We start from the raw sequence: 26045 nt of genomic DNA, 5'->3' as shown, positions 1-26045 counted from the left end.
ATCGGCCTGCTTCTCCCCTTTGTGTCGCGACTATGCCGCCAGCGTTGGTACAGCCTATGAGCCAACGAGTCCGGTTGCATATGCCAGGGAGCTAAAGGAACCGGAGCCGATCACAAGCGCTCCGGTCGATGGATCAGGCAGCGGCCGGCCGGCGCCCGGCGGCCGTAGCCAGCTCACGAATTCCCGGCTCGATATGCTGCAACGCGATCGACGAGATGCCCAGCCGCATGAAACGCGAGGGCTTTTCGGTACGATCGAAGAACCGATCTCCAGGCTCGATGATGACGCTGCGCGAGGCGGCGGCCTCGGCCAGGCCGCGGGCATCGGTGCCGCGCGGTCCCTCGAGCCAGAGTGAGGTGCCCCCGGCCGAGTCGGTCGAACGCCACTCGGGCAGGAAGGCCGAAATCGCATGGACCAGGCGCTTGCGCCGCTCGTCGAAGGCTGACGACAGCCGCCGCACAAGCGCCTCGTGGTGGCCGAGCGACAGGAACAGCGCGACCGCGCGCTGGTTGTTGGCCGGCGGATGGCGCAGCATGAAACGGCGCAGCGCCCTGAGTTCGGAGATGAGTCCGGCCGAAGCGACGATGTAGCCGAGCCGCAGCCCCGGAGCCAAGGTCTTCGACATCGAGCCGACATAGACGACGCGGCCCGAACGATCGAGGCTCTTCAGCGCCTGCTGTGGCGCCTCGTCCAGAAGCTGGCTGTCATAGCCGTCCTCGATGATGATCTGGTTATAGCGATTGGCGCGTGCCAGCAGGTCCTGCCGCCGCTCCGCCGACAGTGGCACCATGGTCGGGCAATGGTGGCTGGGCGTGACGAAGACAAAGCCGGAATCATTGGCAATGGATGATGTCACGATGCCGGACTGGTCGACGGGGACCGGTTGAATATCGGCGCCCGCCAGCCGGAAGATCGAGCGTGCATCGGGATAGCCGGGGTCTTCCATCGCCACCTTGGAGCCCTTGGTCATCAGCAATGTCGCCAGCATGTACAGGGCGTTCTGCGCGCCCAGCGTCACGATGATCTCGTCGGGATTGGCGAAGATGCCGCGCCGCGGCAAGAGCCGCGCCTGGATCTGTTCGATCAGCAGCGGATCGTCGCGATCGACCATGTCGGACGCCCAGTTGCGGATTTCGAGCACGGCAAGCGCCATGCGGTTGCACTCGCGCCATTCGGCGGTCGGGAACAGCGTCGGATCGAACTGGCCGTAGACGAAGGGGTAGGACGACTTGATCCAGTTCTCGTGCTTGGCTGGCGGCGGCATGTCGCTGGCCGCGATCTGGCGGCGCGCCTTCCAGTCGATCTCGTTGGCCTGGTCGGGCGCCTTCTGGTGCGGCTTTGCCGGCGTTGCCAGCACGTCGGGGTTGACGAAATGGCCGCGCCGTTCGCGCGCCACCAGGAAACCCTGGTCGACAAGCTGCTGGAAGGCCAGCACCACGGTGCCGCGCGCCACGCCCAGTTTCTCGGCCAGGATACGGCAGGATGGCAGCGGCATCGAGGCCGCGATCTGCCGGTCAAGAATTGCGGCCACGATCGCCTGGCGGATCTGCGCCTGCAGGGTTTGGCCGGATTCCGCCGAAATCCGGAATAGGCCGGACCATATGGCCGTGTCGTTTCTCTGTGGCATGGGAGATGTTCCTCGATGGCCAGCTTTTTTCACTTGGCTGGCCCAGTCGAATGTATCGTTGGTACAAGGTGTTGCGCCAATCAATTTTTCTGATCGCTGGGATTTATGCCAGTGATCCTTCGTGGCGCAAATCACGCTTGGCGGTATGTAACGGTTACGTGAGGCCGTGCGTCATTGCTGCGGATTGAAATGAACAATTCGGCTCAATAGTTTGCGCGACGACACGCGCCGGAAACATCCCGCCTGCTATGGTGGTGTCCAAAACCCAGGAGTCCCCGCCAGTGGATCAACCGTCCTTCCAAAAACAGCTCAGCGCCTTGCGAGATCATCGCGCGGCTGCTTCCGGCAGCATGCGCGAGACCTTCGCCGCCGATCCCCAACGTTTCGAGAAATTCTCCGCCTCTGATGGCGATCTGCTGCTCGACTGGTCCAAATGCGCTGTCGATGCGCGGACGATGAGCCTGCTGGAGAAGCTCGCGGCCGCCGCTGATCTCGAAGGCCGGCGCGCCGCGATGTTCGCCGGCAAGAAGATCAACATCACCGAAGACCGCGCCGTTCTGCACACCGCGCTTCGCAACCTGAACGGCAAGGGCATCACGCTCGACGGTCAGGACGTGAAGGCGGAAGTCCTGGCTGTTCTCGACGCGATGAGCGCCTTTGCCGACGCGGTGCGCTCCGGTAAGGCAGCGGGCGCGACCGGCAAGAAGATCACCGACATCGTCAACATCGGCATCGGCGGCTCCGACCTTGGGCCAGCCATGGCGACCTTGGCGCTGGCGCCCTATCACGATGGGCCACGCGCGCATTATGTATCCAACATCGACGGCGCCCACATCCATGACACGCTGAAGGGTCTTTCCGCCGAAACGACATTGTTCATCATCGCCTCGAAGACCTTCACCACGGTCGAGACGATGACCAATGCCGAGACGGCGCGCAAATGGGTGCAGAAGGCGCTCGGCAAGGACGCGGTCGGCAAGCATTTCGCCGCCGTCTCCACCGCGCTCGATCTCGTGGCGAAGTTCGGCATCGCATCGGACCGTGTCTTCGGCTTCTGGGACTGGGTCGGCGGTCGCTATTCAGTCTGGGGCGCCATCGGCCTGCCCGTGATGATCGCCGTTGGCCCGAAGAACTTTCGCGCCTTCCTCAATGGCGCGCATGAGATGGACGAGCATTTCCGCACGGCGCCCATGGCCAAGAACCTGCCGGTGCTGCTGGGGCTGGTCGGCTGGTGGCATCGCGTGATCTGCAAATATCCCGCGCGCGCCGTCATCCCGTACGACCAACGCCTGTCGCGGCTGCCGGCCTACCTGCAGCAGCTCGACATGGAATCGAACGGCAAGAGCGTCACGCTGGATGGCGGCACTGTTGCGACGCCGACCGGCCCGCTGGTCTGGGGCGAACCCGGCACCAACGGCCAGCATGCGTTCTTCCAGCTCCTGCACCAGGGCACCGACGTCATTCCGGTCGAGTTCATCGCGGCGGCCATCGGGCATGAGCCGGACCTCAAGCATCAACACGACCTTTTACTCGCCAATTGCCTGGCACAGTCGGAAGCCTTCATGAAAGGCCGCACGCTGGAGGAAGCCCGTGGCCAGATGCTGGCCAAGGGCATGAAGTCAGCCGATGTCGACAAGATCGCGCCGCACCGCGTCTTCTCCGGCAACCGGCCATCGGTGACGATCCTGTACAGGAAACTCGATCCGCACATGCTCGGACGGCTGATCGCGCTCTATGAGCACCGCGTTTTCGTCGAGGGCACGCTGTTTAATATCAACTCCTTCGACCAGTGGGGCGTCGAGCTCGGCAAGGAACTGGCGACCGGCTTGCTGCCTGTCGTGGAAGGCAAGGAGAGTGCCGCGAAACGGGATGCTTCGACCGCCGGTCTGGTGGGACATATCCACCATTTGAGGGGTTCGGAGTGAAGAGCGTGGCCGACATCAAGGGAATATTGTTCGACAAGGACGGAACGCTTGTCGACTTCAACGCGACGTGGCTTGGCGTCGCCGATTTCATGGCCATGGACGCATCCGAGGGCGATCGCTGGAAAGCCGACAGGCTGCTGGCCGCGGCTGGGTTCGATTTCACCGCCAAACGCTTCAAGCCCGATTCTATCTTTGCCTCCGGCACCAATCTCGACGTCGTCGAGCTCTGGTTCCCGAGACTGTCGGTGGAAGACCAGATGCTCGCAGTCGCCCGCTTCAACGAGATCACCTCGGTGCAGGGGTCGAAGATGGCGGTTGCGCTGCCGGGCGTCGTCGACACGCTTTCCGTGCTGCACAGGAAATCCTACCGGCTTGGCGTTGCCACCAACGATTCGACGAGCGGCGCTGAAAAAACCTTGGTGACGCTGGGCGTATCGCAGCTTTTCGATGCCGCCTATGGCTACGACGCCGTGGCCAATCCCAAGCCCGCGCCGGATACGATCCTCGCCTTCTCGGATCTCACCGGCCTGAAGCCGTCGGCCATCGCCATGGTCGGTGACAACCACCACGATCTCGAAATGGCGCGGGCCGGCGGCTGCGGCCTGGCCATCGGCGTGCTCTCCGGCACCGGCACGCGCGAATCGCTGGCCGAGATTGCCGACGTCATCCTGGATTCGGTTGCCGACCTGCCGGACTTCCTGTCGGCGAGGGTCAAGGAGGCGAGCTGACGGCCAAGGCCGGGGCAAAACGCGAATCCACTTGGGCTTTCTCGCCAATGGCCGGATGGGTGAGAAGGCGATCAGTCAGCTTCCGGGCTGACAATGCGCGAAAGCGGACTTCCAATGTCGCAAAAATCTTTCGCGCAAGTCGGGCTTCTTTAGGTTCTCGTCTGTTCATAGGCCATGAATAGATCGGTTACGAGAACGCCGTTGATCCGCATCCCAGTCAAATCGGCGTCTTTGATGTCTGAATTTGCCAATGTGACATCGCGTATGGTCAATCTCGATAGATTTGCGTTCGTGATGGTGGCTCCGGACAGATTGACGTTGTTAAAGCGCGCGTCTGCAAGGCTGATATCGTCAAAAAGCGCTTCGCTTAAATTGGTGTCGGTGAATTTTGCCTTAGTCAAAACAGCGTAAAATCGTGCGTCTGCGAGGTTTACACCATCGAAATTAGCGCCCGACATATCGGCCCGCTCGTAATGCATTCCCTGCATCTGAGGGCCATCAAATGGGTTGTGTTCTTGGTGATCGCTCATTTGTTCCTCCGGTCGATCATGATTGGGCCCCAAAGAATGCCAGATTGCACAGTCATTTGCGATCGTCGAATCTGAAACTAAAACGAGCCCAGGCCAGTTCTGGCCATGCCGTTTGTCGCGAAATTCCCCAAAACATGCGACAGCTTCGGCCACCTTAGCGTCCGGAATGAGGAACGTCATTCATGCCGACCAGCGGCAGCGAAGGGGTCGAACGGTCATTCAGAATGATTTGTTTTGAGCCGGGCGTCAGCGTCTTCCTGCTCGAACGAGAAGACGCCACTCGGCTTGGTCACAGCACCCTTTGCGTCGCCGAAATCCGGCACCTGATATTCGGCGAGCAACCGCAGCCGCGACAGCGGCAGGTCGTTGCGACGGGGATCGCCGACCAGCACATCGATGCCGGCTGCCATGCAGCGGTCGAGGAATGGGATAACCCGCTCGGCAACCTCGCGGCCGTAGAACACGTCGCCCGCGAGCACGAGGTCGACCGCCGGCGGCGGACCCATGGTGATATCCTTGTCGATAATGGTGATCTCGACGCCGTTGGCCAGGGAATTGAGGCCGATCGCGGCGATGCCGTTGCGATCGATCTCGGCGGCGATCACCGCGCTTGCTCCCGCCTTCGCGGCGGCGATGCCGACAAGGCCCGAGCCGGCGCCGAGGTCGAGAACGCGAAGCCCTGCCACGCTTTCTGGTCGGTCGAGGACATAGCGGGCGAGCACCGCGCCGCCGGCCCATGGATAGGCCCAATAGGGCGGCTGCGGGTCAACCTCTTCATCCTCAGCCTCGACAAGGCGCCTTAGGCCAGTCGCCGGGTGCGCCGTGTAGAGCAGGATCTCAGGCAGCGAGGGAACCGGGGCTATCAGCATGTTCGCCCGGATGAACGCTACAGGGTCGGGGCGGCAAGGCGCATCCGTGGCGGCATCGCCGGCAAGGCCGTCTGCTGTCGTCACTCCCGCAGCGCTCGCCGCAATATCTTGCCGACCGGCGTCTTCGGCAGCTCGGTCCTGAACTCGATGTATCTGGGCCGCTTGTAGCCGGTCAGGTTCTCGCGGCAATAGGCGATAAGCGCCTCGGCGGTCAGTGCCGGGTCCTTCTTGACGACGAACAGTTTCGGCACTTCGCCCGAATGCTCGTCCGGCACACCGATCGCCGCCACCTCGAGCACACCTGGGTGCTGCGCCACGACTTCCTCGAGTTCGTTGGGATAAACGTTGAAGCCGGAGACGAGGATCATGTCCTTCTTGCGGTCGACGATCTTGGTGAAGCCGCGTTCGTCCATGAAGCCCATGTCGCCGGATTTGAAGAAACCGTCCTTGGTCATCACCTTGGCGGTTTCATCCGGGCGGTTCCAGTAGCCCGACATCACCTGCGGGCCCCTGATGCAGATTTCGCCGACCTCGCCCAGCGGCACGTTGTTGCCGTCGTCGTCGCGAATGGCGATCTCGGTCGAGGGCAGCGGCAGGCCGATCGTGCCGGTGAAGCTTCCCGAGCTGAATGTGTTGGCTGTCGCCACAGGCGAGGTTTCCGATAGCCCGTAGCCTTCGGAGATCGAGCAGCCGGTCAACGCCTTCCACCGTTCGGCGACACCCTTCTGCACCGCCATGCCACCGCCCAGCGTCAGGATCAGCGGCTTGAAATCGAGCTTGCGGAAATCCTCGTTGTTGAGCAGCGCGTTGAACAGCGTGTTGAGGCCGGGAAAGATGTGGATCGGGTATTTCTTGAGTTCCTTGACGAAGCCGGGAATGTCGCGCGGATTGGGAATGAGCACATTCTGGGCGCCTTGCTGCATGCCCATCAGCGCGTTCACCGTCAATGCGAAGATATGGTAGAGCGGCAGGGCGCAGACATAGCTGAGATGTGCCGGCTTCGGCTTGAGTGTGTAGGCGTCTTCGACCCACAGCGCGTTCTGCGCCACATTGGACAGGACGTTGCTGTGCAGCAGCGTGGCGCCCTTCGAGACACCGGTGGTGCCGCCCGTGTACTGCAGGAAGGCGACATCGCCAGCGGCGACGCTGGCGGGCGTAAAGCGCATCCCGGCGCCGGCCTTCAGCGCGGCATTGAACTTGATATGGCCGGGCAGCGACCATGCCGGCACCATCTTCTTCACGCGGCGCACGACGAGGTTGACGATCGTGCCTTTCAGGCCACCGAGCATGTCGCCCATCGCGGCGACGACCACATGCTTGACTGGCGTCCTGGCAATGACCGCTTGCAAGGTGTTGGCGAAATTTTCGAGGATGACGATGGCCTGTGCGCCGGAATCCTTGAGCTGGTGCTCCAGCTCGCGCGGCGTGTACAGCGGATTGATGTTGACCACGATATAGCCGGCGCGCAGCACGGCCATCATCGCCACCGGATATTGCAGCACATTCGGCATCATCAGCGCGACGCGCGTGCCCTTCGGCAGCCCCTTGGATTGCAGATAGGCGCCAAAGGCCGCCGACTGCCGCTCGACCTCGGCATAGCTGATGTTCTTGCCCATGCAGGTAAAGGCAGGCCGGTCGGCAAACTGCTTGCAGGAGGCGGCGAGCAGGTCACCGATCGAACTGTAGGACAGGGCGCCGATCTCTGCCGGTATGCCCTTGGGGTAGCTTTTGAGCCACGGCTTGTCCGGCAGTCCGGCGGCCAGCGCCGTCAGGGCTTTCGGCAACTTGGTCGGCGCCGTCGCCGGCGCGGATGCAGCTGAAGCCTTTGCCGGCGCGGCCTCGGCCGCGGGCTTGCCGGCGACTGGTTTGGCTGCTGCCTTTGTCTTCGCCGCTGCAGGCTTTGTACTTGCGTTTGACGGCGCTGCCTTGGGCTTGGACGCAACTGGGTTTTTGACGGAGGATGCCTTTGTGTTTTTGACCGAGGGCGCCTTGGGCATCTTGGCCGCCGCGCCGGAATCCGGGCCGGGTTGGGCCTTCGCCTTGGTCGGGGTCGCTGTCCTGGGTGTCTTTGCCACCTGTCACTCCCTCAGTCGTTCTTGCCGTCTCTTGCCGCGCCCGTCCCCTGATGAAAGAGACGTCCTCCGTCGCGGACCGCGGATTCTCCAAGGAAATCCCGCATGGCACGTATGTATGGTCACTATCGGCGGTGGTGCAAGTCTGCCCCTGCGGCAGGACAGGAAGATTTGCCGTCAAAATCTTTCCGGTGGCGGCGCCTTTCGAGGGCGACTTCCTGCCATGCCGGTGGCGAAGTGGGGTCAGTAGTTCGACGGTTTCGCAACAATGGCGATCAATAAAAAAATGCAGTCGTTAACAATGCCGTGATTGGCAAGTTTTGCTATTTTGTTCTGACTTATCGCCAAAGTCGGGAATTATTTTCCGCTTCCCGTGGGGTAGGCAAACAGGGAGTTCCAAAGCCGGAAAAACGGTGCTTATATGCGCGCTTCGCGAGCCTGATAGAGGGGCTTGGAAGAACATCAGGGAGTGCTCAATGAAAAAGAAACTGACTTTTGCAGCCGCGTTGCTGGCTGCAAGCGTCCTGGGCGGCGTGGCCAACGCGAAAACTCTGGTCTATTGCGCGGAAGCGTCGCCGGAAGGTTTTGATCCGGCACCTTACACCGCGGGACAGACGTTCGACGCGTCCTCGCGTACCGTTTTCAACCGCCTCGTCGAATTCGATCACGGCAAGACCTCGATCTCGCCAGGCCTGGCTGAGAGCTGGACCATCTCCGACGACGGCAAGGAATACACTTTCAAGCTGCGCAAGGGCGTCAAGTTCGCCCCCACTGACTATTTCACGCCGACGCGCGACCTCGATGCCGATGACGTGGTGTTCTCGTTCGTGCGCCAGGTCGACAAGACCGGTCCCTGGTTCCAGTACATTCCAGGCATTGCCTATCAGTATTACAATGATCAGTTCGGCGACAACATCACCAAGGTCGAGAAGGTCGATGACCTGACGGTGAAGTTCACCCTCAAGGAACCGGCAATCACCTTCATCCCGACGCTGGGCATGGATTTCGCCTCGGTCGTCTCCAAGGAATATGCCGACAAGCTGTTGGCCGACAAGACGCCTGAGCTGTTCAACCAAAAGCCGATCGGCACCGGCCCGTTCATCTTCGTCGACTACCAGACCGATGCGGCCATACGCTACAAGGCCAACCCTGATTACTGGGGCGGCAAGCAGAAGATCGACGATCTGGTCTTCGCCATCACCACCGACCCGGCGGTCCGCGCTCAGAAGCTGAAGGCCGGCGAATGCAACATCATGTCCTACCCGGCACCGGCCGATATCGCCGGTCTGCAGGCTGATCCGAACCTGACGGTCGCCGAGCAGGAAGGCCTCAACGTCGGCGCGCTGATGTACAACACCCAGCAGAAGCCGTTCGATGATGTCCGCGTCCGCAAGGCGCTCAACATGGCCATCAACAAGAAGGCCATCATCGACGCCGTGTTCCAGGGCGCTGGCCAGGTGGCCATCAACCCGATCCCGCCGACGATGTGGTCCTACAACAAGGACGTGAAGGACGATCCGTACGATCCGGATGCTGCCAAGAAGCTGCTCGCGGAAGCCGGCGTCAAGGACCTCAAGATGAACGTCTGGGCCATGCCGGTGTCGCGCCCGTACATGCCCAACGCGCGTCGTACCGCCGAACTGATCCAGGCTGACTTCGCCAAGGTCGGCGTCACCGTCAATATCGTCAGCTACGATTGGGGTGAATACCTCAAGCGTGCGTCCGCCGTCGATCACGACGGCGCCGTCATCGTCGGCTGGACCGGCGACAATGGCGATCCGGACAACTTCCTCGGCGTGCTCCTGAGCTGCGCTTCCGTCGGTTCGAACAACCGCGCGGAATGGTGCAACAAGGACTTCGACGCGCTCATCAACAAGGCAAAGACCGTTTCGGATCAGGCCGAGCGCACCAAGCTCTACGAACAGGCACAGGTCATCTTCAAGGAGCAGGCACCCTGGGCGACGCTCGCCCACTCCAAGGTGTTCATGCCGATGCAGAAGACCGTCACCGGCTTTGCGATGGATCCGCTCGGTATCCATCGCTTCGACGGCGTCGATATCGCCGAATAAGGTTCGCGACGGGGGCGGCGCCAGATGGCTCCGCCCCCACTCGCCCGCCATGCTGCGTTATATCCTCGGTAAGCTCGCCCTCATCATCCCGACCTTCGTCGGGATAACCATCCTCGCGTTTGGCTTCGTGCGCATCCTGCCCGGTGATCCGGTGCTGGTGCTTGCGGGCGAACGGGGCCTGTCGCCCGAACGTCACACGGCGCTGATGCATCAGTTCGGCTTCGACCTGCCGATCTGGCAACAATACCTGACCTATCTGACCAACGTCCTCAGCGGTGATTTCGGCACCTCGTTCTCCACCAAGACGCCGGTGCTCAAGGATTTCCTGGTGCGGTTCCCCGCAACGGTCGAACTTGCCATCTTCGCCCTGATCTTTGCGGTCGTCTTCGGCGTCGCCTTCGGCATCTTCGCCGCCATCCGCCGTGGTTCCTGGTTCGATCAGCTGACCATGGGAACGGCGCTTGCCGGCTACTCCATGCCGATCTTCTGGTGGGGGCTGCTGCTGATCATCGTGTTTTCAGGCACGCTGCACTGGACGCCGGTCTCCGGCCGCATCGACCTCCTGTACTTCTTCAAGCCGGTGACCGGCTTCATGACAATCGACTCGCTGATTTCGGGGCAGAAAGGCGCGTTCCGCTCGGCCTTGTCGCATCTCATCCTGCCCACCATCGTGCTCGGCACCATCCCGTTGGCCGTCATCGCCAGGCAGACGCGCTCGGCCATGCTCGAGGTGCTTGGTGAGGATTATGTGCGCACGGCGCGCGCCAAGGGTCTGTCGCCGTTCCGGGTCGTCGGCCTGCATGCTTTCCGCAACGCCCTGATCCCCGTCGTCACCACCATCGGCCTGCAGGTCGGCACGCTGCTCACCGGCGCCATACTGACCGAGAGCATCTTCTCCTGGCCGGGCATCGGCAAATGGATGATCGACGCCATTTCCAAGCGCGACTATTTCACCGTGCAGGGCGGGTTGCTGCTGATCGCATTGATCGTCATGTCCGTGAATCTCATCGTTGACGTGCTCTATGCCGCCATCAATCCACGCATACGGGCCAACTGACATGACCAATGAAGGCCCAGCCGAGATCGAAGCCGCCACCGTCGTCAGGCCACAGGATGCCAGGCTGCAGATGTTCGCGGAATTCTGGCATTATTTCTCCATCAACAAGGGCGCGGTGATCGGTCTCTTCGTCTTCGCGCTGCTGATCCTCATCGCGATCTTCGCACCGCTGCTGGCGCCGCATTCGCCGGACGATCAGTTCCGTGACTTCTTCCTGACGCCGCCGGCTTGGCAGGCGGGCGGCAACGCGCAGTTCCTGCTCGGCACCGACGCCGTGGGCCGCGACATGCTTTCGCGGCTGATCTACGGGTCGCGCTTCTCGCTTGCGATCGGCTTCGTCGTCGTCACCACCGCGCTGATCTCCGGCGTCATCCTCGGTCTGCTCGCCGGCTACTGCCGAGGCTGGGTCGACACGCTGATCATGCGCATCATGGACATTATCCTGGCCTTCCCGTCGCTGCTGCTGGCACTGGTGCTGGTCGCGGTTCTCGGACCCGGCCTCGTCAATGCGATGATCGCCATCGCTTTCGTGCTGCAGCCGCATTTCGCCCGCCTCACCCGCGCCGCCGTGATGGCTGAGAAGACCCGCGAATATGTGGTCTCGGCCAAGGTCGCCGGCGCCGGCCATATCAGGTTGATGCTGGTCACCATCCTGCCCAACTGCATCGCCCCACTGATCGTGCAGGCGACGCTGTCCTTCTCCAACGCCATTCTCGAGGCCGCGGCGCTGGGCTTCCTCGGCATGGGCGCCCAGCCACCGACGCCGGAATGGGGCACGATGCTCGCCGAAGCGCGCGAGTTCATCCTGCGCGCCTGGTGGGTGGTGACATTCCCGGGCCTCGCCATCCTGATCACCGTCTTCGCCATCAACCTGATCGGCGACGGCCTGCGCGACGCGCTCGACCCCAAGCTGAAGAGGTCGTGAGCATGCCTCTGCTCGAGATCAAGAACCTCACCGTTTCCTTCGACACCGCCGCCGGACCGTTCATGGCCGTGCAAGGCATCGACCTCTCGATCGAGCCGCGCGAAGTGCTGGCGATCGTCGGCGAGTCCGGCTCCGGCAAGTCGGTGTCGATGCTGGCTGTGATGGGGCTGCTGCCCAACACCGCGACCGTCAAGGCCGATCGCATGGCCTTCGACGGCGTCGATCTCCTGAAGCTCAGCCCGTCCGAACGGCGCAAGATCGTCGGCAAGGACATCTCGATGATCTTCCAGGAACCGGTCGCCAGCCTCAACCCGTGCTTCACCGTCGGCTTCCAGATCCAGGAGGTATTGCGCTTCCATATGGGCATGAACAGCGCCCAGCAGCGCGCCCGCGCCATCGAACTGATGAAGCTGGTCGGCATTGCCGATCCGGAAGAGCGGCTCAACTCCTATCCGCACCAGATGTCTGGCGGCCAGTGCCAGCGCGTCATGATCGCCATCGCCATTGCCTGCAATCCGAAACTATTGATCGCCGACGAGCCGACCACGGCGCTCGACGTCACCATCCAGAAGCAGATCCTCGATCTTCTGGTTGGCCTGCAGGCCAAGTACGGCATGGGCCTGATTATGATCACCCACAATATGGGCGTGGTGGCCGAGACCGCCGACCGCGTCATCGTCCAGTACAAGGGCCGCAAGATGGAAGAGGCCGACGTGCTGTCGCTGTTTGAATCGCCGAAGAGCAACTACACCCGCGCGCTGCTGTCGGCGCTGCCGGAAAACGCCGTCGGCGACCGCCTGCCGACAGTGTCCGACATGCTGTTCGAACCAGCGCCGCTTGTTGCTGGAGCCGCCTCATGAGCACGACGGTCCTCGAAGGCAAGAACATCGTGCGCGACTACCACATCGGTGGCGGCCTGTTCACCGGGCCGCGAACGGTGCACGCGGTCAAGGGCGTTTCCTTCAAGGTGGAGAAGGGCAAGACGCTGGCCATCGTCGGTGAAAGCGGCTGCGGCAAGTCCACGCTCGCCCGCATCATCACCCTGATCGATCCGGCGACGGCAGGCGAGCTTTTCATCGACGGCAACAAGGTCGATATCGCCAAGAACGGCCTGTCGAAGGAAATGCGCCGCAAGGTGCAGATCGTCTTCCAGAACCCTTACGGCTCGCTCAACCCGCGCCAGAAGATCGGCGACGTGCTGGGTGAACCTCTGCTGATCAACACCAACAAGCCGGCCTCCGAACGGCGCGACCTGGCGATGAAGATGCTGAAGAAGGTCGGCCTCGGTCCTGAACACTACAACCGCTACCCGCACATGTTCTCGGGCGGCCAGCGCCAGCGCATTGCCATCGCCCGCGCGCTGATGCTCAACCCCAGCCTGCTGGTGCTGGATGAACCGGTCTCCGCGCTCGACCTGTCGGTGCAGGCGCAGGTGCTCAACCTGCTCTCCGATCTGCAGGACGAATTCCAGCTGACCTATGTCTTCATCAGCCATGACCTGTCCGTCGTGCGCTACATCGCCGACGACGTGATGGTGATGTATTTCGGCGAGGCGGTCGAATACGGATCGCGCGAGGAGGTCTTCGCTGACCCCAAGCACAGCTATACCAAGACGCTGTTCGCGGCGACTCCACGCGCCGACGTGGCCAGCATCAAGGCGAGGCTGGCCAAGAAGAAAGCCGCCGCCTGAGGCCGCTCGATGCAGCCGTCAGGCCAGCCTTCGTCGACTAAGACAGCTTGGCGATGATGGCGTGCAGCGCTTCGCCGAAACGGTGGATCTCGCCAACCGTGTTGTAATGGACGAGCGAGGCGCGGATGGCGCCGCTGTCCATCGAGAGGTTGAGGCGCTTCATCAGCCTTGGCGCGTACATGTGGCCGTCGCGGATGCCGATCTGCATATCGGCCATTTCCTCGACGATCCGCTGCGGCGACAGCTTGCCGATGTTGAAGCAGAAGGTCGGCACGCGCTCATTGATGCGGGCTTCATCGGCAACGCCGTAGATGGTCGCGCCGCAATCCTTGAGCACGGCGAGCATCTCGCGCGCCAGCACCAGCTCATAGTCGCGGATGGCATTCATGCCGGTGACGATGTTCTCGCGCCGCGAGCGGTTGTTTGCCGGCGCGAGATTGCGGCCGATCAATTCCAGATACTGCACCGCGGCATCCATGCCCGACACGTTCTCATAGATGAAGGTGCCGGCCTCGACCTTGTAAGGCGGCTCGTCGGGGATGAAATCCTCGCGGAAGGTCGGCAACCGCTTCAGCGTTTCGAAGCGGCCCCATAGGAAGCCCATATGCGGCGAGAAATTCTTGTAGCCGGAGCAGACCAGATAGTCGCAATCCCAGGCCTGAACGTCGATCAGCCCGTGCGGTCCGTAATGCACGCAGTCGAGGAACACTTCAGCGCCGGCCGCGTGGGCGATCTTGGCAACGGAAGCGACATCGACGATCGAGCCGATCGAATGCGCCGTCACCGTGCAGGCGACGAGGCGGGTGCGATCGGAGACCAGCGGACGAAGGTCGTCGACATGCAGATTGCCGTCCTCGCGCATGTGCCACCATTTGAACTTGGCGCCGGCCGATTCCAGCGCCAGCCAGGTGGCGATGTTGGCGTCATGGTCCATGTCGGTAATGACGATCTCGTCGCGCTCTCCCAGCATCTGGCCGATGCCGAGGCTGACGAGACGGATGAACGAGGTGGCGTTCATGCCGAAGCAGATTTCCGAGGGGCTGTAGGCGTTGATCAGCAGCGCGACGCTCTCGCGCGCATCGGCGACCGACTGGTCGACGGTGACGCTGCGGCCATAGCGGCCGCCGCGTTGCACATTGTGCGAAACCAGATGGTTGGTCACCGCGTCGAGCACACTCTGCGGGATCTGCGCGCCGGCGGCGTTGTCCAGGAAAATGAAGTCGCCGGCCCTCTGCAGCGCGGGAAACATGGCGCGGATGGTGTCGACGGGAAAGCCGCCGCTGGTGGGTTGGGAATTGCTCAAGGTGGTCTCCTGCGAGGTGCTTTTGCAGATGGGATTGGTGAAGGTCAGCGCGTCTTTTCGGTCTTGAAGCGGCGCTCGAGAACGCTGACCAGGCGGACCATCGGCCAGAGGAAGATGAGATAGACCAGCGCCGCGCCGATCAGCGGCGAGGGATTGGCGTAGAGCGACTGCGCGTTGGTTGCTTCCTTGAGCAGCTCGGGCAGCGCCACGGTGGAGGCGAGTGACGTATCCTTGAACATCGAAACGCAATTGCTGGTCATCGGCGGAATGACCAGGCGGATCGCCTGCGGCAGCACCACCTTGCGCAAGGTCAGCAGGAACGGCAGGCCAAGCGCCTGCGCGGCTTCGAACTGGCCGCGCGGAATGCTTTCGATGCCGGAGCGGAACACCTCGGCTGAATAGGCCGCCATGATGATGGCAAACGCCGTCACCGCGGACGCCCAGGACGACAGGCGTATGCCGAGGAACGGCAGCGCATAATAGATCAGGATCAGCACGACCAGCACCGGCAGGGCGCGGAAGATGTCGATGTAGCCGACAGCCAGCAGCCGGAATGGCTTCGGCGCATAGAGCCGCAGCAGGCTGATCCCCAGGCCGACGGGGATGCCGATGCCGATGCTGAGCAGCCCGAGCAGCAGCGTGTTCAGGAAACCGCGCAGCAGGGCCGGCAGGCTGGACATGATGACATCGGCGTTGAAGAAGGTGTCCAGCAGCGACATGGGAGCATTCCCGAACGTTTGGCGTCCCGCGACGCCAGATGTGAGCATGACTGCGAAAACCAAAATCGGTTTCCGGCAAGGATCATGCGCGAAAATCCAAAGCTACGGCATATTTGCGCGCTCACAAGGACGCGAGGCGCTGCCGTGGAATCGTGCCGGCATGGACAACCGGCACGATTTTAGCAGATTGCCGACTAGGCCTTGGGTAGCGGCATTTCCTTGGCCGTCGAAGAATCGGCGGGTGCGTCGTTGCCGAACCACTTCTTGTGGATCGCGGCCAGCGTGCCATCCTTCTTCATCGCGGTCAGCGCGTCGTTCAGCTTGCCGAGCAGCGGATGGTCCTTGGTCATCATCAGGCCGTACTGTTCGCCGGTTTTGATGCGCTCCTTGACGACCAGATCCTTCATCTTGGTGAAGGCGTATTGCATGCCCGGAATGTCGCTGACGGCGGCATCGACGCGGCCGGCGCTGAGGTCGAGCAGCAGGTTCTGCTGGGTATCGTAGCCCTTCACGTCGCTGAACCCGTCGGCTTCCTGATGCGCCTTGACCCAGGTTTCGCCGGTCGAGCCGGACAGCACGCCGATGATCTTGCCCTTGAGGTCGGCCTCGGCCTTGATCGGGCTGTCGGACTTGGTGGCGATGCCCATGTCGGAATCATAATAGGGCTGGGTGAACGACTGCGACTTCAGCCGCTCCGGCGTGATGGTGATCGACGAGATGGCGACGTCGATGCGCTTCGACGTGGTGGCGGCGAACAGCGCCTGGAACCCGAGATCGGCGATGTCCGTGGTCATGCCGATGCGCTTGGCGGCCTCATTGACGATGTCGACCTCGAAACCCTCGAACGTGCCGCTCTCGTTCTTGAACTCGAAGGGCGGGTTGGTCGGATAGGCGCCGACATTCAGCACGTCCGCCGCATAGGCGGTTGCGGGGCCGGCGGCGATGCCGATTGCGGCGGCAAGAAGAAGCAGGTTGCGACGTGTGAAGTTCATTTTTGTTCCCTCTGGTTGTTGATCGGGCGGGTTGGTCCCGCACGGTTTTTTGCCGCCCCGCTCCCGGCTGGGCGTCAATTCATGGCAGCGCTCATGCGATCGAGCGCGGTTGCTATCTGATCTCGGTCGCGGCAAACGCACATGCGCAGGAAGGCTGCTGAAGAATTTCCGAAGAGATGGCCAGGCGCCAGCCCGACCCGCGCCGTCTCCAGGATTTTCGCGCAGGCCTGTCGCGCATCGCTTTCGCCTTCCATGGCAAAGAACGCATACATGCCGCCGCGCGGTTTCGTGGGCAGCACGATGCCCGGAATCCGCCCAAGCCTGTCATAGGCGAGGTCGAGGCCGGTCTTGATCCTCTGCCGGATCTCCTCGACCAGCGGCTCGCCCTGGCGGATGGCGGCGACAGCGCCGGCCTGGATCGGGGCGGCGGTGCCGCTGTTGACATACTGGGTCATGGCGCCGAGCTGGTCGGCCACACCGGATGGGTGCGTCAGCCAGCCGATGCGCCAGCCGGTCATCGCCCAGGCCTTGGAAAAACTATTGACGGACAGCACCCGGTCTCCGTCCTCGGCGATCTGCAGGATCGAGGGGGCAACGTTGCCGTCGAAATAGAGCCGACCATAGACCTCGTCGGAGATGATCCAGATACCGGTGCGCCTGCTGAACTCGAGCAGGGCCTGCATCTCCTGGCGCGACGCGGTCCAGCCGGTCGGGTTGGAAGGCGTCGACAGGAAGATTGCCCGCGTGCGCGCATCACAGGTCGCAAACAGCCGGTCGAGGTCAAGCTGCCAGTCGCCCTTGAAGTCGAGCGAAAACGGACGCGGCTCGCCGCCGATTAGATGGATGGCATTGTGGATGTTGGGCCATTGCGGGGCGACATAGACGACGTTCGTACCGACATCGACGAGCAGTTCCAGCGCCAGATAGAGCGCCTGCATGCCGCCCGGCGTCACCGTGGTGCGTGCAACGGGGATCGAGCGTCCGTGCAGGCGCGTCTGGTACTCCGACAGCGCCTCATTCAGCGGGCCCAGGCCACGCATGTTGGGAACGTAGAACGTCTGGCCGTCATCGAACGCCGCCTTGGCGGCGTCGCGAATGAAGGCGGGCGTCACCATGTCGCCTTCGCCGTACCAAAGCGCGATCACGTCGCCCAGTTCACGGGCGCGCACGGCAAGGTTGGCGATGTTTTCGGTGTGCAGGTCGCGGATTTGGGCGCGGATACCATCGAAGGCATAGCGCGCCATGGACGTTGACTGGGGCGGCATGAACGACAAGTACAAACACCTCTTGATCGCACCCGGGACAGCACGATGCAACCACCGTCAAGCACTTACGGCACGGGAGCCACGATCGTTAGGGAATGCTTATCCAAAGTGCCGGACTTTTCAAGGCAAAAGTTTTAAGCTTAAAAAATTATCGGTGCCCGGCACGCCTAGCTGGCTTTGCCTCGCTCCAGCTCGGCCCGCGCCGCGATGCAGCCGGCGGCAGCGCCCGCCCCAAGGAACATCGCGTCGCTGGCCAGTATGAAAAAGCTTGCGCCGGTGGCCGCCCATCGGCCGACATCGTCAGGCTTCGCGCAGAATATGCCGGCGATCTTGTCGTGCGCGATCGTTGCGCCAATGATCGTGTGGATCGCCTCGGCAAGTCTGCTGGCGCCAGCTGGCCCCAGCGCATCGATCGACACCGAAAGATCTCCGGGGCCGACGAAGATAACGTCGACGCCGTCGACAGCGGCGATTGCCTCGATGTTGGCAAGGCCTTCAGCCGTCTCGACCTGGACCGCCACGACGATCGCTTCATTGGCCGCGGCCAGATAGCTGGGGATGCGATAGCCATAGGCTGCGGCGCGGCCGGGTCCCACGCCTCGCTCACCGTTTGGCGGGTAGCGCGAGGCTTTCACCGCCATGATAGCTTGAGCAGCCGTCGACACGCGCGGGACCAGCACGCCCTGAGCGCCGCTGTCCAGCGCCGCCTGTATAGCTTCAGGCGCATGGCCGGGAACGCGCACCATGGCGGGGACGCGATTGACATCGGCTGCCCGGACCATGTTCTCGATCATGTCCCGGGATATCTGGGCATGCTCCCAGTCGATGCAGAGGAAATCGAGCCCGGACTGTGCCGCCACTTCCACCGCAACGGGATGCGGTATCGAGGCGAATGATCCGACGAGATTGCTCTTGCCCGTGCATTTCTGACGGAAGTCGCTCATGCCGATCCCTTTCTCATCCCGCCTGAATCCATAACCGCAAACGGCGGCCAGGCGAAGCTATTTCAGGCTTGAAATATTTTCTCGTGGCCCTAGCCTGCCGTCATCAGCCCGAGAGTTCGAGACATGATCAAGGCACATCCCCTGCACGGCCCGAACAAACTGAAGCTCGGCGTCTTTTCGACCAATGCCGATGGCGGGCTTGCCATTACCGATGTGCCGGAGCGCTGGACGGCGACATGGCGGGACAATCTGACGGCGGCTCAGATCGCTGACCGTGCCGGCCTGGAGTTCATGCTGCCGATCGCCCGCTGGCGCGGTTTTGGTGGCCGCAACAAGGTGCGGGAATGGTCGTTCGAGACCTTCACCTGGGCCGCCGCTCTTGCCGCCGCCACCGATCGGATCGGCCTGTTCATGACGGTGCACGTGCCGCTGGTGCATCCGCTCTATGCCGCGAAGTCGTTGGCGACGGTCGATCATATCAGCAATGGTCGGGCCGGGCTCAACATCGTCTGCGGCTGGAACCCGAAGGAATTCGGCATGTTCGGCACGCCGCTGGTCGAGAAAGGCTACGACCAGGCGGCGGAATGGATCGAGATCGTTGAGAAACTCTATGCTTCGGACGAGCCGCTCGACTACGAAGGGACCTATTATCGCCTGAAGGAAGCGGTCAGCCGACCGGCCAGTCTGCAGGTTCCACGACCGGTGACCATGAACGCCGCCTTCGGCGGACCGGGCCGCGATTTCGCGTCGGCCAAATGCGACTACCTGTTCACGACCTTTTCGGAAATGGCCGATGCTGGCAAGCATGTCATCGACATACGTGAGCGCGCCGACAAGCACGGGCGCGACGTCGGTGTCTACACAGTGGCGCATGTCGTCTGCCGGGAGACCATGGAAGAGGCGCAAACCTATTATAACAGATATGCCGTTGATATGGCCGACCATGACGCCGTCGATGCCCATATGGCCGGCAAGAAGGAGTTCTCCCAGTCCCACGATACGCATGCCTATGATCGCTATCGCCAGCGTTTTGCCGGCGGCGCCGGCACCTATCCTCTGGTCGGCACACCGGAGACGATCGCTGCCGACATGGCTGCCATAGCCGAACAGGGCTATCAGGGAATTGCGCTGTCCTTCGTGAACTACACTAGGGAATTGCCCTATTTCTGCGACCGCGTGCTGCCGCTGCTGAGGCTGGCCGGGCTTCGCGAATAGATTATTCCAGGAGGACAATTATTCCGGGGATTGGCTATTCCGGAATAACGGCGGTGGCCTGGATTTCGATCTTGGCGCGGTCCTCGACAAGCGACACTACCTGCATGGCGGCCATGGCGGGGTAGTGGCGGCCGATCACGGCGCGATAGGCCTCGCCGAGACCCCTGAGGTTGGCGAGGTATTCGGCCTTGTCGGTAAAATACCAGGTCATCGAGGTAATGTGCTGCGGGCCGGCGCCGGCCTCTGCGAGAACCGCCACCACGTTTTCAAGCGTCTGGCGCACCTGGCCGACGAAATCATCGGTTTCGAACTGGCATTGCCCGTTCCAGCCGATCTGTCCGCCGACGAAGACAAGCTGCCCGCGCGCGGCGACGCCGTTGGCGTAGCCGACTGGTTTCGCCCAGCCTTCCGGCTGCAGGATGGTGTGCATGTCCAGTCTCCCGATTCCCTAAACTCGGTTCGCAATGTCTGCGTTCGAAAACAATCCGGCCTACAAATTCCTCGACACAGGAAGAGGCCTCAGGCCGCTCCCATGACCTGCCTGGCGATCACCACCTTCTGCACGTCCGACGCTCCTTCGTAGATACGCAGCGCGCGGATCTCGCGGTAGAGGCTTTCGACGATATGGCCTTTGCGGACACCGTCGCCGCCATGCAGTTGCACGGCCTTGTCGATCACCTCCTGCGCCTTGTCGGTGGCGAACAGCTTGGCCATCGCCGCCTCGCGGGTGACGCGGGCAGCGCCCATGTCCTTGGTCCAGGCGGCGCGATAGACCAGAAGGGCGGCCGCATCGACATCGAGCGCCATATCGGCGATGTGGCCCTGCACCATCTGCAACTCCGCCATTGGCGCGCCGAACAGTTTTCGCCCGACCACCCTTTTTATGCTCTCGTCCAGCGCACGCCGCGCAAAGCCTAGCGCTGCCGCACCGACGGTCGAGCGGAACACATCGAGCACGGACATGGCGATGCGAAAACCGTCGCCCGGCTTGCCGATCAGCGCGGATGCAGGAACGCGGGCGCCATCGAAGGACAGGCGCGCCAGCGGATGCGGCGCGATCACTTCCAGCCGCTCGGCGATGGTCAGGCCTTTCGTCTCGGCCGGCACGATGAACGCCGAAAGTCCCTTGGCGCCCGGTGCCTCGCCGGTACGGGCAAAGACGATGTAGAGATCGGCGATGCCGCCATTGGAAATCCAGGTCTTCTCGCCATTGAGAACATAGTTGTCGCCGTCGCGGACGGCCGTCATTTCCATGTTGGCGACGTCCGAGCCGGAGCGCGGTTCCGACAGAGCGAAGGCGGAAATCGCCTTGCCCGCGCGGGTCTTGGTCAGCCAGTCCTGCTGGTCACGCGTACCAAACAGGCTGAGCGCACCGGTGCCGAGCCCCTGCATGGCGAAGGCGAAATCGGCCAACCCGTCATGCCGGGCCAGTGTCTCGCGCGTGATGCACAAGGTGCGCACGTCCAGCGGCCCGGGATTGTCGGTGTCGACAGCCGTCGGCTTCAGCCATCCATCCTTGCCGAGCTTTGCCACCAGCTCACGGCAGGCGGCGTCGACATCATGATGGTCGACAGGCAGGTTTGTCGTGCACCATGCGTCCAGCCGCTCGGCCAGTTCGCGATGGCGGTCCTCGAAGAACGGCCAGTTGAGAAAGCTCTTGTCAGCCATCAATTGCCCTCGAACACCGGCTTCTGCTTGTCGACAAAGGCGTTGTAGGCGCGCTCGAAATCGCGGGTCTGCATGCAGATCGCTTGCGCCTGCGCTTCCGCCTCGATCGCCTGGTCGAGACCCATCGACCATTCCTGGTTCAACTGTGTCTTGGTGATACCGTGAGCGAAGGTTGGACCGGAGACGATGCGCGCGGCCATGTCGAGCGCGTCGGCTTCGAGCGCGGCGGCATCAACCAGCCGGTTGTAGAAACCCCAGCGCTCGCCTTCCGCCGCCGTCATTGTGCGGCCGGTGTAGAGCAGTTCGGCGGCGCGGCCCTGGCCGATGATGCGCGGCAGGATCGCGCAGGCGCCCATGTCGCAGCCGGCCAGGCCGACTCGCGTGAACAGGAACGCCGTCTTGGCTTCCGGTGTCGCGATGCGGATGTCCGATGCCATGGCGATGATCGCGCCGGCGCCCACCGCCACGCCGTCGATGGCCGCGATGATCGGCTTGCCGCAATTCAGCATCGCCTTGACGAAATCGCCGGTCATGCGCGTGAAGGCCAGGAGCTCCTTCATGTCCATCCTGACCAGCGGCCCGATGATGTCGTGGACATCGCCGCCGGAGCAGAAATTGCCGCCATTGGGCAGGAACACCACGGCGTCGACGTCGTCGGCGTAGACCAGATCGCGAAACGTATCGCGCAGCTCGGCATAGCTTTCAAAAGTCAGCGGGTTCTTGCGCTCCGGCCGGTCGAGCCGGATCCTAGCGACCTTGCCCTCGACTTGCCAAAGGAAATGCTTCGGCTTCAACCCAGCCATGGCAGTCATTCCCGGCCCTCCCAATTGCTTCGAAAGGATTTGAGCATGCCGCTCAGACCGCGTGCGTCGTCCTCGCTGACATTGCCCAGCAACTCGCTGATCCAGCCTTCGTGCGCGGCGGCGATGATGCCGAACGCCTTCGACCCTTCCTCGGTCAACCGCACCATCGACGTGCGGCGGTCGCCGTTGCGGCGCGCGCGGGCGACAAGTCCCTCAGACACCAGACGGTCGACGATGCCCGTCACATTGCCGTTGGACACCAGCAGGAAGCGTGACAGGTCGCTCATCAGCATACCCTCGGGCGCGCGGTAGAGCGCGGCCATCACATCGAAGCGTGGCAGCGTCGTGTTGAATTCCTGCCTCAGACGTTCGCGCAACTCGGACTCTATTGTGCGCGACGCCCGCAACAGGCGCACCCACAACCGCAGGCGATCCTTGCCGGGGCCGGAGGGGGCGGGGAGAGGACCGGCTACCATGTTTCGCCTCCCGAAATGGAGATTGCCTGTCCGGTGATGGATTGGGCGGCATTGCCGCACAGCCAGAGCACCGCTTCCGCAACCTCCTCCGGCTGGATGAAGCGGCCCTGCGGATTTGTCGAGGCGAGGCTCGCCCGCGCCTGCTCGTCCGAGCGGCCGGTCTTTTCGATGATGCGCTGGATGGAGTCCTCCAGCATCTCGGTTTCGACGAAGCCCGGGCATATGGCATTGACCGTCACGCCGGATTTTGCCGTCTCGGCGGCCAGCGCGCGCATCAGGCCGACAACGCCATGCTTGGCCGCGACATACGGAGCAACATAGGCGTAACCCTTCAGGCCCGCGGTCGAAGCAATGAAAATGATCCGGCCTGTCTTCCGCGCGGCCATGCCGGCCAGCGCCGGCTTCACCGTCAGGAACGAACCGGTCAGGTTGACGTCGAGCGTCCGCTGCCAATCACTGAGCGCGGTTCTGTGCGCTGCTGCGCTGCCGGACATGCCGGCATTGGCGACGACGATGTCGATAGGGCCGCGCGCGGCCTCAGCCGTCTCGTACAGGGCAGCCATTGCCGCCTCGTTGGTGACGTCGGCGGCGACGGCGAAGATGCGGTCGCTTTCATCAACCACCTTGGCGAGCTCGGCTTCGCGGCGGCCGCAGATGGTTACGTCAACGCCCGCATTGGCCAACGCCAGCGCGATTGCACGGCCGACGCCGGAACCACCGCCTGTGACCAGCGCATGCCGGCCCGCGACTGCTGATGCTGCGCTCATACTTTCAGCCCCGCCGCCGCATCGCGCTCGGCCAGCCGATAGAGCTGGTCGCGTCCCGGCAGATAGGGATCAGGCCACTTGACGCCTCGATCGCCGAGCGTCACCGCGGCATGCAGCGTCCAGTAGGGATCAGCGAGATGCGGCCGTGCAAGCGCTACGAGGTCGGCGCGGCCGGCCATCAGGATCGAGTTGACATGGTCCGGCTCATAGATGTTGCCGACTGCCATCGTCGCCATGCCGACCTCGTTGCGGATGCGATCGGAAAACGGCGTCTGGAACATGCGGCCGTAGACAGGCTTTGCCGCCGCCGATGTCTGGCCCGCCGACACGTCGCAGATGTCGACGCCGGCTTCATGCAGCAATCGCGCGATCTCGACCGCGTCGGCTGGCGTCACACCTTCGATGCCGACCCAGTCATTGGCCGAGATGCGCATCGAGATCGGCTTGCCGGCCGGCCAGGCGGCGCGCACGGCGCGGAAGATCTCCAGCGGATAGCGCATCCGGTTTTCGAGCGAGCCGCCATAGGCGTCCGTGCGCTGGTTGGTGACCGGGGTGATGAAGGAGGACAGCAGATAGCCGTGCGCGGCATGGATCTCCAACATGTCGAAGCCGCAACGATCCGCCATCTCGGCCGAAGCCACGAATTGGTCGCGCACCAAATCCATGTCGGCGCGGTCCATCGCCTTCGGAACCTGGTTCTGCGCGGACCATGCCACCGCTGACGCCGACATGATCGGCCAGTTGCCGGAGGTCAGCGGCACGTCGGTGCCCTCCCAGCCGAGCCGGGTCGAACCCTTGGCGCCGGAATGGCCGATCTGGGCGCAGATCTTCGCCTCGGTCTCGGTGTGGACGAAGTCCACCAGCCGCTCCCACGCCACCTCATGTTCGGGCGCGTAAAAGCCCGGGCAGCCGGGCGTGATACGGCCTTCGGGGCTGACGCACGTCATCTCGATATAGACCAGCCCGGCGCCGCCCTTGGCCCGTTCGGCGTAGTGGGTGAAATGCCAGTCTGTCGGGCAGCCATCGACCGCCTTGTACTGCGCCATCGGCGAGACGACGATTCGGTTGTTGAGTGTCATGTCGCGCAACTTGAACGGCGCGAACATCGGCGCACGGCGAAGGCTGTTACCGCCTGCGCCAGCCTGGCGCTGGAACCATTCTTCCGCACCGCCAAGCCATTCGGCATCGCGCAGCCGCAAATTCTCGTGGCTGATGCGCTGCGAGCGGGTCAAAAGCGAATAGTTGAACTGCACCGGATCGAGGCCGAGATAGCGCTCCACCTCCTCGAACCATTCGAGCGAGTTGCGCGCTGCGGACTGCAGCTTCAGCACCTCGGTGCGGCGCGCGTCCTCATATTTGCGGAACGCGGCGTCGAGGTCCGGCTCGGACTCGACATACTCGGCAAGCGCCACCGCACTTTCGAGCGCCAGCTTGGTGCCGGAGCCAATCGAGAAATGCGCCGATGCCGCGGCATCGCCCATCAGCGCCAGGTTCTTGTAGGACCAGCGCTCGCACAGCACGCGCGGGAAATTGATCCAGGCCGAGCCGCGAATGTGGTTGGCATTGGTCATCAGCGCGTGGCCGCCAAGATGTTTTTGGAAGATACGCTCGCAGATCGCGATGGACTCCTGTTGCGTCATCGAACCGAAGCCGAAGGCAGCCCAAGTCTGTTCGCTGCACTCGACGATGAAGGTCGCGGTTTCGCTGTCGAACTGGTAGGCATGCGCCCACACCCAGCCATGCTCGGTCTTCTCGAAGATGAAGGTGAAGGCGTCGTCGAATTTCTGGTTGGTGCCCAGCCACACGAACTTGCATTTGCGGGTGTCGATGTCGGGCTTGAACACGTCGACGAAGGTGTTTCGCGCCCTGGAGTTCAGCCCGTCGGCGGCGACGACCAGATCATACGTCTCCATATAGGGCCGGGGATCGGCGATATCGGTCTCGAAGGAGAGCGTGACGCCCAGTTCGCGCGCGCGCCGCTGCAGCAGTACGAGAAGCCGCTTGCGGCCGATGCCGCAGAAGCCATGCCCTGATGAGACCGTGCGCACGCCGTCATGGATCACGGCGATGTCGTCCCAATAGGCAAAATGCTTCTTGATCCAGACGGCGCTGACCGGATCGTTCTTCGACAGGTTTTCGAGCGTCTCGGCCGACAGCACGACACCCCAGCCGAACGTGTCGTCGGCGCGGTTGCGCTCGAACACCGTCACCTCGTGGGAGGCGTCCCGGAGTTTCATCGAAATGGCAAAGTAGAGGCCGGCAGGTCCGCCGCCGAGAACCGCAACCTTCATCTGTGCGATCTCCTCTTCGCTCGCTGTTGGCAGTATCGCGCCGAGGATAATTTATTTCAAGCTTAAAGTTTCATATTGGAAACGATTCGCTTCATGGAGGTGTGGCGTGC

General features: G+C 62.7%; 23 protein-coding genes. 8 read left to right on the top strand and 15 right to left on the bottom strand.

All coding sequences use genetic code 11. From position 1 onward, the window contains the following. Nucleotides 1-133: 133 nt before the first annotated feature. Entirely contained in the window at nucleotides 134-1627 is a 1494-nt protein-coding gene (locus tag LGH82_RS15085; RefSeq protein ID WP_227349214.1) for a PLP-dependent aminotransferase family protein, read from the bottom strand. A 248-nt stretch (nucleotides 1628-1875) separates the two neighbouring features. Between LGH82_RS15085 and pgi the strand changes: the two genes are divergently transcribed. Both pgi and LGH82_RS15075 read left to right on the top strand, forming a co-directional pair. Then, entirely contained in the window at nucleotides 1876-3552 is a 1677-nt protein-coding gene (gene pgi / locus LGH82_RS15080) for a glucose-6-phosphate isomerase (protein WP_227349213.1), read from the top strand. Nucleotides 3553-3557: 5 nt separating this feature from the next. After that, a complete protein-coding gene (locus LGH82_RS15075; protein ID WP_227349212.1) occupies nucleotides 3558-4280 on the top strand; it encodes an HAD family hydrolase in 723 nt (240 codons plus the stop codon). Between the two features lie 149 nt (nucleotides 4281-4429). Here the strand turns inward: LGH82_RS15075 and LGH82_RS15070 are convergent, their stop codons facing one another. The 3 genes from LGH82_RS15070 to LGH82_RS15060 form a co-directional block, all read right to left on the bottom strand. Continuing rightward, on the bottom strand, nucleotides 4430-4963 hold the full coding sequence (locus LGH82_RS15070; protein WP_227349211.1) for a pentapeptide repeat-containing protein: 534 nt from the start codon (nucleotides 4961-4963) through the stop codon (nucleotides 4430-4432). Nucleotides 4964-5025: 62 nt separating this feature from the next. Next, nucleotides 5026-5679: a class I SAM-dependent methyltransferase gene (locus tag LGH82_RS15065; protein WP_227349593.1), complete on the bottom strand. Its 654-nt coding sequence runs from the start codon at nucleotides 5677-5679 to the stop codon at nucleotides 5026-5028. 80 nt (nucleotides 5680-5759) lie between these two features. Continuing rightward, nucleotides 5760-7754, bottom strand: a complete 1995-nt coding sequence (locus LGH82_RS15060; RefSeq protein WP_227349210.1) for a long-chain fatty acid--CoA ligase — start codon at nucleotides 7752-7754, stop codon at nucleotides 5760-5762. A 473-nt stretch (nucleotides 7755-8227) separates the two neighbouring features. On the opposite strand from LGH82_RS15060, the gene LGH82_RS15055 reads away from it, so the two are divergent. From LGH82_RS15055 to LGH82_RS15035, 5 genes are all read left to right on the top strand, one after another. Further along, entirely contained in the window at nucleotides 8228-9820 is a 1593-nt protein-coding gene (locus tag LGH82_RS15055; RefSeq protein ID WP_227349209.1) for an ABC transporter substrate-binding protein, read from the top strand. 49 nt (nucleotides 9821-9869) lie between these two features. Next, entirely contained in the window at nucleotides 9870-10877 is a 1008-nt protein-coding gene (locus LGH82_RS15050; RefSeq protein ID WP_227349208.1) for an ABC transporter permease subunit, read from the top strand. Nucleotides 10878-10947: 70 nt separating this feature from the next. Next, nucleotides 10948-11802, top strand: a complete 855-nt coding sequence (locus tag LGH82_RS15045) for an ABC transporter permease subunit (protein WP_227349592.1) — start codon at nucleotides 10948-10950, stop codon at nucleotides 11800-11802. A 2-nt stretch (nucleotides 11803-11804) separates the two neighbouring features. Continuing rightward, on the top strand, nucleotides 11805-12662 hold the full coding sequence (locus LGH82_RS15040) for an ABC transporter ATP-binding protein (RefSeq protein WP_227349591.1): 858 nt from the start codon (nucleotides 11805-11807) through the stop codon (nucleotides 12660-12662). Beyond that, nucleotides 12659-13492 (top strand): dipeptide ABC transporter ATP-binding protein, encoded by an 834-nt coding sequence (locus LGH82_RS15035; RefSeq protein WP_227349207.1) that lies wholly within the window; start codon nucleotides 12659-12661, stop codon nucleotides 13490-13492. Before LGH82_RS15040 ends, LGH82_RS15035 begins: the two co-directional genes overlap by 4 nt. A 37-nt stretch (nucleotides 13493-13529) precedes the next feature. Here LGH82_RS15035 and LGH82_RS15030 read toward each other — a convergent pair whose 3' ends face one another. The 5 genes from LGH82_RS15030 to LGH82_RS15010 all read right to left on the bottom strand — a co-directional run bounded on the left by LGH82_RS15030 (nucleotide 13530) and on the right by LGH82_RS15010 (nucleotide 18715). Next, complete coding sequence (locus LGH82_RS15030; protein ID WP_227349206.1) at nucleotides 13530-14795, bottom strand: cysteine desulfurase-like protein; 1266 nt, start codon at nucleotides 14793-14795, stop codon at nucleotides 13530-13532. A 44-nt stretch (nucleotides 14796-14839) separates the two neighbouring features. Then, complete coding sequence (locus tag LGH82_RS15025) at nucleotides 14840-15514, bottom strand: amino acid ABC transporter permease (protein ID WP_227349205.1); 675 nt, start codon at nucleotides 15512-15514, stop codon at nucleotides 14840-14842. 194 nt (nucleotides 15515-15708) lie between these two features. Continuing rightward, entirely contained in the window at nucleotides 15709-16506 is a 798-nt protein-coding gene (locus tag LGH82_RS15020) for an ABC transporter substrate-binding protein (RefSeq protein WP_227349204.1), read from the bottom strand. Between the two features lie 74 nt (nucleotides 16507-16580). Continuing rightward, nucleotides 16581-17750 carry a pyridoxal phosphate-dependent aminotransferase gene (locus LGH82_RS15015; RefSeq protein WP_227349203.1) on the bottom strand — a complete coding sequence of 390 codons (1170 nt, stop codon included), beginning with the start codon at nucleotides 17748-17750 and terminating at the stop codon, nucleotides 16581-16583. A gap of 188 nt (nucleotides 17751-17938) precedes the next feature. After that, the gene (locus tag LGH82_RS15010; protein ID WP_227349202.1) at nucleotides 17939-18715 is read right to left on the bottom strand and encodes an HpcH/HpaI aldolase family protein; all 777 of its coding nucleotides are present in this window, start codon (nucleotides 18713-18715) and stop codon (nucleotides 17939-17941) included. Nucleotides 18716-18838: 123 nt separating this feature from the next. On the opposite strand from LGH82_RS15010, the gene LGH82_RS15005 reads away from it, so the two are divergent. Continuing rightward, nucleotides 18839-19930, top strand: coding sequence for an LLM class flavin-dependent oxidoreductase (locus LGH82_RS15005; protein WP_227349201.1), 1092 nt, complete (start codon nucleotides 18839-18841; stop codon nucleotides 19928-19930). Nucleotides 19931-19964: 34 nt separating this feature from the next. Here the strand turns inward: LGH82_RS15005 and LGH82_RS15000 are convergent, their stop codons facing one another. The 6 genes from LGH82_RS15000 to LGH82_RS14975 form a co-directional block, all read right to left on the bottom strand. Further along, a complete protein-coding gene (locus LGH82_RS15000) occupies nucleotides 19965-20360 on the bottom strand; it encodes a RidA family protein (RefSeq protein WP_227349200.1) in 396 nt (131 codons plus the stop codon). Between the two features lie 89 nt (nucleotides 20361-20449). After that, the gene (locus tag LGH82_RS14995; protein WP_227349199.1) at nucleotides 20450-21598 is read right to left on the bottom strand and encodes an acyl-CoA dehydrogenase family protein; all 1149 of its coding nucleotides are present in this window, start codon (nucleotides 21596-21598) and stop codon (nucleotides 20450-20452) included. Continuing rightward, nucleotides 21598-22410 carry an enoyl-CoA hydratase family protein gene (locus LGH82_RS14990; RefSeq protein WP_227349198.1) on the bottom strand — a complete coding sequence of 271 codons (813 nt, stop codon included), beginning with the start codon at nucleotides 22408-22410 and terminating at the stop codon, nucleotides 21598-21600. The genes LGH82_RS14995 and LGH82_RS14990 overlap by 1 nt, the downstream gene beginning before the upstream one ends. Continuing rightward, a complete protein-coding gene (locus tag LGH82_RS14985; RefSeq protein ID WP_227349197.1) occupies nucleotides 22407-22877 on the bottom strand; it encodes a MarR family winged helix-turn-helix transcriptional regulator in 471 nt (156 codons plus the stop codon). The genes LGH82_RS14990 and LGH82_RS14985 overlap by 4 nt, the downstream gene beginning before the upstream one ends. Further along, nucleotides 22871-23644 (bottom strand): SDR family NAD(P)-dependent oxidoreductase, encoded by a 774-nt coding sequence (locus LGH82_RS14980; protein ID WP_227349196.1) that lies wholly within the window; start codon nucleotides 23642-23644, stop codon nucleotides 22871-22873. Before LGH82_RS14980 ends, LGH82_RS14985 begins: the two co-directional genes overlap by 7 nt. Next, nucleotides 23641-25935, bottom strand: a complete 2295-nt coding sequence (locus LGH82_RS14975; RefSeq protein WP_227349195.1) for a bifunctional salicylyl-CoA 5-hydroxylase/oxidoreductase — start codon at nucleotides 25933-25935, stop codon at nucleotides 23641-23643. Before LGH82_RS14975 ends, LGH82_RS14980 begins: the two co-directional genes overlap by 4 nt. Nucleotides 25936-26045 lie beyond the last annotated feature (110 nt).

It is taken from the genome of Mesorhizobium sp. PAMC28654 (genome assembly GCF_020616515.1).
In the GTDB taxonomy this organism is placed as follows: Bacteria; Pseudomonadota; Alphaproteobacteria; order Rhizobiales; family Rhizobiaceae; genus Mesorhizobium.
Note: the sequence above shows the minus strand (reverse complement) of the source record. Positions and strands in the feature narration are given on the sequence as shown.